This window comes from Variovorax sp. OV084, from assembly GCF_900111625.1.
Classification (GTDB): Bacteria; Pseudomonadota; Gammaproteobacteria; order Burkholderiales; family Burkholderiaceae_C; genus Variovorax.
On the sequence record NZ_FOII01000022.1, the window covers coordinates 15,254 to 26,764 of the forward strand.

The window sequence follows — 11,511 nt, forward strand, 5'->3', positions numbered from 1 at the left end:
ATGAACGACTTCCACTTCGGCATCGACCGCTTCTCGCACTTTCAGGGTGTATTGCGACTGGCAGGCCATGCCTTCTCGCGCAGCGCCGAGGTGCGCACCATCGAATTGCTGTTGGGCGACGGGCAGATCGCAGCCCTGGAGCGCATCCGGTTGCCGAGCGTGGACCTGGCGGGGCGCCACGGGCGTGTCGCGGTGGCCTGCCGCTTCGACGAGACACTGGTGGTGGGTGAAGATCCGGCCCCGTTGATGTCCGCGCGCCTGCGCATCCGGCTGAGCGACGGGAGCGAGCACCTGATCGAAGAGCCCGGCTCCCTTGGCAGCAAGAACCGGGTAACGGCGCTGTTCGATCGCTTCAAATCGATGGTCTGCGAGCGGCCGCCGGGGCATCTGCTGGAAGTAGGTTCGCGCGCGCGGGTGGGCGTGACGCGGCGCGAATGGCTGCCCGAGGGCTGGCGCTACACCGGCATGGACGTGGTGCCGGGGCCGAACGTGGACGTGGTGGGCGACATCCACCTGGCCAGCAGCTTCCTGCCGGTGGAAGGCTTCGACGCAGTGATGTCGCATGTGGTGTTCGAGCATCTGATGATGCCCTGGAAGGCGGCGGTGGAAATCAACCGCGTGATGCGCACCGGCGGCATCGGCGCCATTCTCGCGCCGCAGACCTGGAGCCTGCACGAGGAGCCGTGCGACTACTTCCGCTTCTCGCGCCATGCGTGGCAGGCGCTCTTCAATGCCGCCACCGGCTTCGAGATCATCGAGGCGCAGCACGACATGCCGGGGTACATCGTCGCGCAGCACCTGATGCCGGACACGGCCTTCCGCGAGCTGCCGGGCATGCTGACTTCCGGCGTGCTCTTTCGCAAGACAGGGCCCAGCACGGTCGACTGGCCAGTGGATCCACGCCAGATCAGCGACGACCGCTACCCGGTGGTCTGAGCCGCGACGCGGCGCCGCGCGAGGATCGACAGAGCGGGCCCGGCGGGGTGGTCGGGCTGCTCATGCGCGATGCGCAGGTCGTTGAAACCGAGCATGCCCAGCACCTGCAGCAGCGCGTCGCGCTCCATCCAGGCCGGTGCATGGACGAGTCCGCCGCAGAAGATCGGGTCGTCCTGCTGGCCTGGGCCATAGGGCACGCGGCGGTGGTAGCGCAGGGCGCGCCCGCGCCAGGCAACGTTCTCCACCCCGGCGACCAGGTCGCGGCGGGTATCGCCCTGCGGCATCGCGGCATCGTCGATCACGTGGGTCCAGAGGAACAGGGTGTCCGTGCGCTCAGCCAGCGCCTGCAGCAGCTGGAGCGGATCGGCCATGTGGTAGAGCACCCCGCTGGCGACTATCAACGGCCAACGCCGCGCATCGTTTGCGAAGAAGCCCATGAAGTCGCCCAGCAGGAAGGAGGCGTCGCGCAGGCCGCACAGCTCCTTGACGATCAGGCACTTGAGAAAGGCCTGCCGGTTGGCCTCGATCGCAAGCACCGAGCGCGCCCCGGCCTGCAGCAAGGCGGCGGTGTGTGCGGCCTCCAGCGGACCCAGTTCGAGCACATCGCGGCCCTGCAGCCCGCCGAGCGTGTCTGCCAGCCACCGAATGCGCGCGTCGTCCCAGAGATCGCTGCGCGTACCGGCGCTCAGGCCGAGCGCGGGCGGCAGGCTGCCGACCCAGCTGCCGCGCATCAGGTCCAGTGCGTTCTGAGGGTGTGGCGAACGCAGCTCGTAAGCGGCCTGGCCGGACGCGCCGCCGTCATGCTCGATGTTCTCGCGCATTGCCTGTTGCGCCAGGGCCAGCCGGTCCTGGCCGCTGCCGCGTGCCCCGCGCTGCAGCACCATCAGGAACTCGCAGCCTATGCAGTCATGGAAGAAGGTCTCGCCCAGCGCGACCAGCCCGAGCTCGCGCAGCTCCTGCATGATCAGCCGGAAGCTGGAGGCGGTGAACACCCAGGCATGGCAGTCGCGGTAGACGGAGGGGTCGGCACCCAACGCGTTTTCGTAGCCTGCGTGTGCGACGCCGGCAATGCCGAAGGGGCCCTGCCAGCCGGGGCCCCACACCGCCGCGCCGCTGCGCGTGGCGCTGTAGGCGGCCTGGTCGTACAGCGCGCCCACGCCGTGCCGACGGCGTCCGTCGACGAAGGCCTGCAGCACCTGGCCGGTGGTCGAGACCGGGCGGAAGTAGTCGAAGGTGTAGCGGCGATCAGGGATCAGCAGATACAGGCGGCCGGTGTCCGACAGCGCTCGCTCGCAGCGCTGCAGAAAATGAACCGGGTCGGTCAGGTGCTCGAACACGTGGCTTGCCACGATGTGCTCGAAGCGCTCCCCCTGGGGCAGCAGCACGTCGAGCTCGGCGCCGTCGTCGATGGCATCCACCTCCTCGATCATCGAGATGTCCACGCTCGGATCGTCCGCGTATTTGCGCCGCAGTTCATCCGCGCTCGCGTGGTCGACCACCGACACGTTGAAGCCGGCGGACTTGCGCAGGATCGGTGAGTAGGAGGCGCCGAACTCGAGGGCCCGTTCACCGGACGCGATGTGGGAACGGATGTGGTCGCGGAAGTTCATGGGTAAAGCACGGCTGTGCGCATGGCGTTGCAGGATGTATAAGACCCGCAGTGTGGCCGAGAAGGGCCCGCTTTTACTAACGGTGTCCGGAGACTTCATGCGAACGATTCACTCATTGCTGTCCTTCGCGCGTCGCCGCATCGTCCAGATCGTTCTCTGGTTCTACACCGCCGGCTCGAAGCTGCGGCAGCAGCGCGAAGTGCGCGGCGAGCGCCAGCCACGCTTCGAATCCGACGAGATCGTCGTACCGGCGCATGGCGACATGTACGCGATCGTGGTCAAGTACGCGGGCCACGGCGAATCCGCCAACCTGCATGTGCTGCTGGACGCATTGCGGCGCGCGCAGGTGAACACCGTGCTCGTGTGCAACGGCGAAGTGCCGCCCGAGGAGCTTCGCGCGCTCTCGCAGCGGGTGCACCGGGTGATGGTCCGGCGCAATATCGGGCGCGACTTCGGCGCCTACCGCGCCGCCACGCTGAGCCTGCTGTCGCAGGGCGTGAAGCCAGAGCGCATGATGTACTTCAACGACAGCCTGCTCTACATCGAGGGCACCGAGCTCGACCGCCTGGTGGCCGAATTCATCTTCAGCGAGTTCGACGTGGTCGGCCTGGGCGAGAACCAGTACCAGCATCACGTGGGCTCCTATGCCCTGTCCGTGAGCGGTGCCGCCTTCACGCACCCAAAGTTCCGCCAGTTCTGGCAGGACTACATACCCTACGACCTGCGCAAGCACACGATCCATGCCGGAGAGCTGGGGTTGACCGGCGTACTCAAGGACCTGAGCTGCTCGATCGACGTGGTCTACGACGTGACGCGGCTCGCCCGCAAGCTCGGCAGCATGCCGCTGCACGAAGTGGTGGACGCCATGCGATGGCTGCCTTTCGGCTTTCGCCGGCACGCGCTGATGGACGTGCTGGGCCAGTCGATCAGCGCGCGCGGAATGATCCTGAACGCCGGCGCGCTTGAAGGCAGCGCTGCCGCGCACGATGCGCCGGCCGCCGGCCAGCGGCCCGCAGGTACGCCGACCCTCGGTGCCATGCGCAGCCTGCGCGACGCGGACGGACGCGTCGCCTTGCTGAACCGGGAGACGCCTGCAGTGCGCGCGACGCCGAAGACGAGCGCATCGGAAGGCATGGCACAGAGCGCACAGCGGCTGTCGCGCCAGCTACTGATCGACCACATCCTGGAGCACGTGACCAACGGCAGCCAGCTGCACTTCGGCTTCGGACTCTTCTATCGCCTGTTGGGCTGCCCGGTGGTCAAGCGCGACCTGTTCTCGCGCGGCCTGTATCGCGAGCATGACTGCGCCGATATCCTGGACAACGTGCCCGCACCGACCCGCCAACGCCTGCTGCGCGACCTCATCAACCGCGGCCGTCTCGACATGCAGCTGGGCCGCTGGCGCGGGATGCTGTTTCGCAACGGCATGCTTTGAGTAACTAGACCAGCTGCAGATCTTTCGGCGCCACCCCGTCGAACACCCGCGCAAGCTGCGCGGGCGACAACCCATACATCCGCTTGAACAGCCCCCCGAACACCGCCCGGTACTCATTGAGCACCGGATAGTCGCGGTTCTGGAACAGCGTGGCCTGCGTCAGCGCCTGCTGCTCGCCCACGACGCGCCCGCCGGCCTGCGCCGAGAGGCCGCCGCCGAGCACCCAGTAGACGGTGCCGTGTCCGTGGTCGGTGCCGCGGTTGCCGTTCTCGCGGAAGGTGCGGCCGAACTCGCTGATGACGACCACCACGGTCTGGTGCCACGCGTCGTCGCCCATCTCCTGTGCGAAGCCGGCGACGCCGCGGCCCAGTTCTTCGAAACGGTTGGCAAGGTAGCCGGTGGCGCCGCCCTGCCCCACATGGGTGTCCCAGCCGCCGACATCGACGAAGCCCAGGTCGAAGCGGTCGCGCATCAGCAGCGCCATGCGGCGCGCCACCAGCTCGAAGCCCTTGGCGGTCATGGCGTTGCGGCTGGCGGCGTCCATCTCGGCCTGCACCGCCCGCGTTACCTCGTCGCGCACCTGGAAGCCCTCGGCCACCGGCTGGGCCAGCGCGGTGTTGCGGTACATGCTCGTAATGATCTGGCTCTGCCGTGCGTCGATGCCCGAACGTGCGTTACCCGCGATCGCCATGTTGGCGGCCTTGGCGCTGCCGCGCATCGAGATGGGCAACTGGTCGGTGAAGGCGATGGGCGACACGTCGGTAACGGGCCCCGCGCCGAGTACGCCGGCCAGCCGGTTGAGAAAGCCCGAGCGGTAGTCGCGGCGCTTGTCGAGCGCCTGGCCTAGCTCGATGGAGTCCTGCGTTTCGAAGTGGCTGCGCGTGAGGTCGTCTGTGCCCGCGAAGGCGATGAAGGAGGCCTGCTTCTGCTGGAACATCGGCATCACGCTCTGTGCCAACGCGGGGTGCAGGCCCCAGTTGCCGTCGAGCGGCAGCGCGCCGTTGGGCGTGCCGGGGCGCGCGATGGCGATGTTGGGGCGCGAGGCGTAGTAGAAGTCGCTGCTCGTTGGCACGAGCAGGTTGCTGCAGTCGTACGCGCCGCGCAGGAACACGACCAGCAGCTTGGCACCTTCGGCCGCGGGCGCGGCCATCAGTTGGCCGGCGGCGCCCGCGAACGGGGCGGCGGCCATGAGCTTCAAGAGTTCTCGACGTTGCATGACGGTGTGTCCTTCTTCTTGATCAACGACGCATCAACTCCGGCGACGCCAGCAGGAAGGTGTTCCACTCCTGCGGGTTCTTCGCCTGCGCCAGCGCCTCGCGCGTGTCCGCGCTCATGCCGACCTGCATTGCGCGCACCGCGTGTGAATCAGCCAACTGCGGGAACGCGGGTTTTTCCAGCGGCGCCTTGTCATCCGTGCGGAACAGCACGGCGCCGTTCGCACCGATGGCACGCGCGATCTCGAAGCGCGTGTTCATCTGCCCAGCGCTGGCCCAGGCTGCCTCGTTGAGCGGATAGCCGTCGGGCGTTTCGTGGCCGTACAGCTGTTCGCCCATGCGGTTGATCCAGTTGAGCATCGGGTTCACGTTCATCACCACGCGGTCGTCGTAGGCGAGCCGCACGCCGGCCATCACGTAGTGCACCGGGTCGCGGAACTTGCGGCCCAGTGAGGCGGCGAACTCGGGCGACTCGAACAGCGCCTTCAGCGTGATGGCGATGTCGCCGTCGCTGCGGGTGAAGGCAGAAGCCATGCGGTCGACCAATGCCTGCGGAGGGTCGTCGGAGACGAAGTACACGGCAAGCTTGCGCGAGATGAAGCGCGCGGTGGCCGGCGCGCGCGCCAGGCGGTCGAGCGCTTCGTCGGCCTCGGCCAGGCCGCTGCTCTTGATGGGCTGACCCAGCAGCGTCTTCGGCCCGTAGTCGTGCCGGTTGGGGTTGAACTCGAACAGGCCCTTGCGCACGTAGTCGGCGCGTACGGCCGGCCGCACGTTCGGCGGCGGCGCATCGAACGGCTGGTTGCTCACGCCAACGCCGGTGAGCACGCGCGCCAGCTCCTGCACGTCGGCCTGCGAATAGCCGCCGCCCACGCCCAGCGTGTGCAGCTCCATCAGCTCGCGTGCGTAGTTCTCGTTGATGCGGTTGGCGGCGTTCTGCGCGTTGTCTAGGTAGCGCAGCATCGCCGGGTGGTGCAGCGTGGCGCCGAGCAGGTCGCGGAACTTGCCGAGCGCATGCGGGCGAATCGCGTTCTCTTCGTAGTCGCCCACCATCGCGCGGATGTTGTCCTTGCGCAGGTTGACGTTGAAGTGGTTCATCCAGAACCACGTCATCTGCTCCTGCAGCTGGTTGGGCGAATACAGGGCGCGCAGCACGAAGCGTTGTTGTGCTTCGCGTGCCAGGTCGTTGAGCCGCTGCTGGTAGGCCTGTCGCGCGGCTTTCTTCTGGTCTTCGTCGGGTAGCGCATCGGACGCCTTGCGCTGTGCGTCGAGTTCGGTGACGAGCTGGTCGAGCGGCGTGCGCGAAATGCTCATCGCATCGATCTGCGCCTGCGCCGCAGGCGGCAGCGGCGCGGGGCGCGGGTTGAGCTGGTCGCGCATCCACAGCGACAGGCCGCGCTTCGCAAGCTGCGCGTCGCTGCTCGCGTTCGCGCCCCAGCTCACGCGGTCTAGCCAGCGCAGTCGGGCGGCGTCATTGATCGGTGCGGAGGGCAACGATACCGACACCACCGGCCGCTGGTCGCCCGGTGCACTTGCGCAGGCCGCAAGCAAGGCCAGCGCACACGCACCGAGCGCCGTCGACGCGCGGCGCATGGAGAACAACGAGGCGGCGGCCGGCACCGCCATCACTCCCTGCGCATGTCGTGATGGCGCACGTCGCCGATGGCGTGCTGTGCGGTGTTGAGCGCGACGTCGACGTGCGCCAGGCCGCGTTGCTGGAACGGCCGCGAGCGCGGGTCGTCTTCTTCGCGCGCCACATCGGAGCGCACCTTGCGCAGCAGGTCGACCGCGGCATGCAGGCGGCCTTCGCGCGGCAGCCACGCATCGGTGGGCTCGCGCCATTCGAGGGGCTTGCCGTCCAGCCATGCAGCGTGCTGGAGATCGCCGATGGCAGCATGGATCTCGTCGACCACCACCTGCTCGTCGCGCGAGATCTGCCCGTCTTCGGGGCGGCGATGCTCCACCTTCCAGGCGGCCGTTTGCAGGTCGGACAAGGCGTGGAGGTAGAACGGGTGCCTGCCGTATTCGTCGGCCAATGCGGGCAACGAAGCCGCAGCCATGAGGGCGAGTGCGGCGATTAGGCTTTTCTTCTTCATCTTCGGAGCTCCTGGGAGTGATGGCGAATCGAGGACGCATCCTCAACCATCGGGACCCGCTCCGCGTTGACGCTCTTTACCCTCGTAACGCCGCGCAAAGACGGCGCCTAAGCGCCAGCTAAGTCAGGCTACGGACAGGCTGGAAGGTGCAGCGCCGGCAATCTGCCGCAGGGCGCGCTCGAACACCTCGACGGGCTGGCCACCCGAAATGAGGTGCTGGTCGTTGATGATGATCGCGGGCACCGAGTGGATGCCGGCATCGGTGTACATGCGCTCGCGTTCGCGGGTTTCCTGTGCGAACTCGTCGCTGTTCAGGATCTCGCGGGCACGGGCTGCGTCGAGCCCGGCTTCGGTCGCCGCGCGCACCAGCACTTCGGAGTCCGATGGGTTCTGACTGTCGGTGAAGTAGGCCTTCAGCAGCAGCTTCTTCAGCGCCGCCTGCTTGGACGGGCTTTCCAGCTCGGCCCAGTGCAGCAGGCGATGTGCGTTGAAGGTGTTGTAGACACGCGGGCGGCCTCCGGGGCTGAATTCGAAGCCCACTGCCGCGCCGCGCTGGCGGATCATTTCGCGCGACTGCGCCTGCTGCTCGCGCGTGGAGCCGTACTTCTGGTTCAGGTGCTCGAAGGTGTCCTGGCCTTCGGGCGGCATCTGCGGGTTCAGCTCGAAGGGCTGGAAGTGCAGCTCCGCGGTGACCTCGGGGGCCACCTTCCTGAGCGCCGCCTCGAGCGAACTCAGGCCGATGGCGCACCAGGGACAGGACACATCGGAGACGAAGTCGATCTTGAGGTGGGAAGAGGTAGGGGTAGTCATGGCGCCATTCTTCACGGCGCCACAACCCTTGGTGCACGAAAGGTTTTCAGGCCGCGGCCTTGGCCAGGCGCGCGTCCTGCAGCGTCTTCTCGCGCATGCGGTCGTACTCCTGCTTGTCGACCGGCACCGCATCGGGCTTGCCGAGGTCGTTCATCCGGATGCGGTAGGTTTCCCGTGCACTCAGTGCGGCCAGGGCCGCCAGCACCGTCACCGCGAAGGTGATGGCACCCACGGTGAACCACACGTTGGTCGAGCCGGGAGGCGCCACGGCGGCGAACAGAGCGGGCAGCAGTGCGGTGAAGGTGGTGCCGATGTTCTGCGAGATGGCCATGGCCGAGACGCGGTTGCGGGTGCGGAACAACTCCGGATAGAAGCTCGGGAAGGTCGCGTTGTAGCCCTGGTACACGATGCCCCACATCAGCAGCGACATGACGATGGCCAGCTGCACGTTGCGGATGCTGATGGCATACAGGTACACGAAGGACAGCAGCCCCGAGAGCAGCGCACCGACGATGATCGGCGGGCGGCGGCCGATGCGGTCCGAGAGGTTGCCCACGAACGGGATCACGATCACGGCCAGGATGTTGCCGAGCACCGGAATCCACAGGTACACGTCTTTCTGGAATCCGATGCCGTAGGCCGCCTGCACGGCATAGGCCGCGCCGAACACTGTGGCCACCACCGGAATGACGTTCATCAGCGCCATGCAGACCACGCGCAGCATGTCGGCCCAGCTGTCGGTGAAGGCCTGGATGATCGGTGCCTTGGCCACTTCGCCCTTCTTGTCCACTTCAGCAAAAGCCGGCGTCTCGTCGACCTCGCGGCGGATGATGTAGCCCGCCACGATGACCAGGAAGCTCAGCAGGAAGGGAATGCGCCAGCCCCACGAGTTGAAGGCCTCCTCGGGCATGTAGTGCGCCAGCGGCAAGAACACGGCAGCCGCCAGAATCTGGCCGGCCTGCACACCCTGCAGCGTGAAGCTCGCGAAGAAGCCGCGACGCCCGAACGGTGCGTGCTCGAGAATCATCGAGCTCGCGCCCGAGATTTCGCCGGCCACTGCAAAGCCCTGGATGAGGCGCAGCAGAACCAGCAGCACCGGAGCCAGCAGGCCGACCTGGTCATAGGTCGGCAGCAGGCCGACGGCCACGGTCGAAAAGCCCATCAGGAACATGCAAAGCACCAGCACCTGCTTGCGCCCGTGCGTGTCGCCCCAGTGGCCGAGCACGAAGGCGCCGATGGGACGCGCGACATAACCCACGCCGTAGGTCGCGAGCGAGGCGACGATGGCCGTCGTCGGGTCGCCCTTCGGGAAGAAGATCTGCGGAAAGATCAGCGCCGCCGCGGTGGCGTAGATGAAGAAGTCGTAGTACTCCAGCGCCGAGCCGATCCAGCCGCTTGCGGCGGCCTTCTTCGACTGGTGCCTGCCTTGCGGCTCATGGGCTGTGTTGGTTGCCATGTGTTGTCTCCAGTGTTGACGAAAAAAAGAAATCAATCAGTCGGTCGATCGGTCAATCCTGCGCCTGCGAAGCCATGCGCGCCGGTGCGTTGAGGGCACCGTAGGCGTCGTAGTTGCCCACGCGCTGTGCGACCTCGAAAAACAGTCCGCCCTCGAAACTCTCGGTATAGATATGCAGGTAGTCGCCGGCCGGCGAACGATCGAACAGCACGCCTGCTTCGCGCATGCGCGCCAGCAGTTCGGGCGCGATGTCGATGCGCGTGGCCAGGTCGTCGTAGTAGTTGTCGGAGATGGGCACGAAGCGCGTGCCGTTGGCGCGCAGCTTGGCGGCCGTCTCGAAGATGTCGGCACAGCTCAGCGCAATGTGATGCACCGCGCCACCGCCAGTCACGCTCAGCGTGCGCGCGGTGCGGGTGCGCTGGCTCAGCGACACGTTGAGCACCAGGCGCAGGCTGCGGTCGGTGTTGGCAACGCCGCGGCTGCGGATCAGGCCGAAGGGGTCGGCAAGCTCCAGGCTCTCGCCGGGTTCCAGGCCGAGCACGGCGCGCGTGAACAGCACCCAGGTGTCGAGCTGGTCTAGCGCCAGGCCAAGAGCCACGTGGTCGATGCGCTGCAGGCCTGCGTCGTTCGCGCCGGCACCGTCGTCTTCGAGAATGAAGTCGGCTTCGTACAAGCCGTTGGCGCCCAGCGCTTCGGGCACGAAATGAATCAGGTTGCCGCCCGGCGCAACGATGGCCGGCACGCGCAGTTCGTTGGGGCCGACCGGGCTGTCGTGCCGCTGCGAACGCATGGCGGTGGCTCGGCCCACGGCCGCGAGGGGATCGTCGCAGCGCACGCCCAGAGCGCACACCGAGGTGCCGTGCGCCTCGAAGCGGCCGCGCGCAAACGAATCAGGCTGCGCGTTGACGATCAGGTTGATCTCGCCCTGGCGATACAGCGTCACGGCCTTCGAGCGGTGCTTGCCGATGCGGCGGAAGCCGAGTTGCTTCACCAGCGTGGACAGCGTTGCTGCAGATGCCTCGTCGGCCGCGAACTCGATGAACGACAGGCCGGAGAGCGCCGGCACCGGCGGTGGGCTGAACAGCTGCACGGGCTCGACGTCGTCCAGCCGCTGGCGCGCTTCGCTTTCGAGGTACAGCAGCGAGCGCATCGCATCCACCGCAGTGCGGCGGTTCGGCGTCTCGCGAAAGATGTCGTTGAAGATCTCCAGCGACAGCGGCCCGGTGTAGCCCGCGCGCAGCACCTGCTCGAAGAAGCCGACCACGTCGAAGTCGCCCTGTCCCGGAAACGAACGATGGTGGCGCGCCCACTGCAGCACGTCCATCGACAGCAGCGGCGCGTCGGCCATCTGCAGAAAGAAGATCTTGTCGCCCGGAATGCTGGCGATGCCGGCCGGATCGTCCTTCAGCGACAGCGTGTGGAAGCTGTCGAGGATCAGGCCCAGGTGCGCGTGGTTCGCCTGCTTCACGATGTTCCAGGCCTGGCCGTACAGCGAGGTGTGGCGGCCCCAGGCGAGTGCCTCGAAACCCACGCGCAGGTTGCGGCGCGCAGCGCGCTCGGCCAGTTCGTGCAGTTGCGCGGCGGCCAGAGCTGGATCGTTCACCGACAGCGGCGAAGTGTTGGAGCAGCACAGCACCATCGGCGCGCCCATGGCCTCCATCAGGTCGAACTTGCGCTCGGCGCGCTCGAGGCTGCGGCGGAACTGCGGCTCGGGCATGCCTTCGAAATCACGGAACGGCTGGTACAGGTCGATGGTCAGGCCCAGGTCCGCCGTGATGCGGCGCAGTTCGGCGGCCGTGCCCTTGAAGTTGATGAAGTCGGCCTCGAACAGCTCGATGCCGTCGAAACCGGCGGCGGCGACGGCTTCGAGCTTCTGGCGGAGCGTGCCGCTGAGCGAGACGGTGGCAATGGAGCGATGCATGGGGGTGGACTTTAGGAACACCCGGGCCCCGCCACA

The 11,511-nt window shown here is 67.1% G+C and carries 9 protein-coding genes; 2 read left to right on the forward strand and 7 right to left on the reverse strand.

Annotated elements, in window-relative coordinates; translation table 11 throughout:
• Window positions 1-936, forward strand: a complete 936-nt coding sequence (locus BMW87_RS30440) for a methyltransferase domain-containing protein (protein ID WP_218149791.1) — start codon at window positions 1-3, stop codon at window positions 934-936.
• Here the strand turns inward: BMW87_RS30440 and BMW87_RS30445 are convergent.
• Complete coding sequence (locus tag BMW87_RS30445) at window positions 921-2,546, reverse strand: methyltransferase domain-containing protein (protein ID WP_093081474.1); 1,626 nt, start codon at window positions 2,544-2,546, stop codon at window positions 921-923. The genes BMW87_RS30440 and BMW87_RS30445 overlap by 16 nt on opposite strands.
• A 97-nt stretch (window positions 2,547-2,643) precedes the next feature.
• On the opposite strand from BMW87_RS30445, the gene BMW87_RS30450 reads away from it, so the two are divergent.
• Window positions 2,644-3,981 carry a rhamnan synthesis F family protein gene (locus BMW87_RS30450; RefSeq protein WP_143062633.1) on the forward strand — a complete coding sequence of 446 codons (1,338 nt, stop codon included), beginning with the start codon at window positions 2,644-2,646 and terminating at the stop codon, window positions 3,979-3,981.
• A 4-nt stretch (window positions 3,982-3,985) separates the two neighbouring features.
• Here BMW87_RS30450 and BMW87_RS30455 read toward each other — a convergent pair whose 3' ends face one another.
• From BMW87_RS30455 to BMW87_RS30480, 6 genes are all read right to left on the reverse strand, one after another.
• The gene (locus BMW87_RS30455; protein ID WP_093050516.1) at window positions 3,986-5,197 is read right to left on the reverse strand and encodes a DUF1501 domain-containing protein; all 1,212 of its coding nucleotides are present in this window, start codon (window positions 5,195-5,197) and stop codon (window positions 3,986-3,988) included.
• Between the two features lie 22 nt (window positions 5,198-5,219).
• Complete coding sequence (locus tag BMW87_RS30460; RefSeq protein ID WP_371258875.1) at window positions 5,220-6,785, reverse strand: DUF1800 domain-containing protein; 1,566 nt, start codon at window positions 6,783-6,785, stop codon at window positions 5,220-5,222.
• Between the two features lie 32 nt (window positions 6,786-6,817).
• Complete coding sequence (locus BMW87_RS30465) at window positions 6,818-7,288, reverse strand: hypothetical protein (protein WP_093081482.1); 471 nt, start codon at window positions 7,286-7,288, stop codon at window positions 6,818-6,820.
• 123 nt (window positions 7,289-7,411) lie between these two features.
• Entirely contained in the window at window positions 7,412-8,098 is a 687-nt protein-coding gene (locus BMW87_RS30470) for a DsbA family oxidoreductase (protein WP_093081485.1), read from the reverse strand.
• A 46-nt stretch (window positions 8,099-8,144) separates the two neighbouring features.
• On the reverse strand, window positions 8,145-9,554 hold the full coding sequence (locus tag BMW87_RS30475; RefSeq protein ID WP_093050522.1) for an MFS transporter: 1,410 nt from the start codon (window positions 9,552-9,554) through the stop codon (window positions 8,145-8,147).
• 52 nt (window positions 9,555-9,606) lie between these two features.
• Window positions 9,607-11,475, reverse strand: coding sequence for a bifunctional sugar phosphate isomerase/epimerase/4-hydroxyphenylpyruvate dioxygenase family protein (locus BMW87_RS30480; protein ID WP_093081488.1), 1,869 nt, complete (start codon window positions 11,473-11,475; stop codon window positions 9,607-9,609).
• Window positions 11,476-11,511: the final 36 nt, after the last annotated feature.

Excerpts from the sequence above, each read along its gene's own strand:
- BMW87_RS30445 (WP_093081474.1), bottom strand. The coding sequence starts at position 2,546 with ATGAACTTCCGCGACCACATCCGTTCCCACATCGCGTCCGGTGAACGG.
- BMW87_RS30470 (WP_093081485.1), bottom strand. The coding sequence starts at position 8,098 with ATGACTACCCCTACCTCTTCCCACCTCAAGATCGACTTCGTCTCCGAT.
- BMW87_RS30475 (WP_093050522.1), bottom strand. The coding sequence starts at position 9,554 with ATGGCAACCAACACAGCCCATGAGCCGCAAGGCAGGCACCAGTCGAAG.
- BMW87_RS30450 (WP_143062633.1), top strand. The coding sequence starts at position 2,644 with ATGCGAACGATTCACTCATTGCTGTCCTTCGCGCGTCGCCGCATCGTC.
- BMW87_RS30440 (WP_218149791.1), top strand. The coding sequence starts at position 1 with ATGAACGACTTCCACTTCGGCATCGACCGCTTCTCGCACTTTCAGGGT.
- BMW87_RS30455 (WP_093050516.1), bottom strand. The coding sequence starts at position 5,197 with ATGCAACGTCGAGAACTCTTGAAGCTCATGGCCGCCGCCCCGTTCGCG.
- BMW87_RS30460 (WP_371258875.1), bottom strand. The coding sequence starts at position 6,785 with ATGCGCCGCGCGTCGACGGCGCTCGGTGCGTGTGCGCTGGCCTTGCTT.
- BMW87_RS30465 (WP_093081482.1), bottom strand. The coding sequence starts at position 7,288 with ATGAAGAAGAAAAGCCTAATCGCCGCACTCGCCCTCATGGCTGCGGCT.
- BMW87_RS30480 (WP_093081488.1), bottom strand. The coding sequence starts at position 11,475 with ATGCATCGCTCCATTGCCACCGTCTCGCTCAGCGGCACGCTCCGCCAG.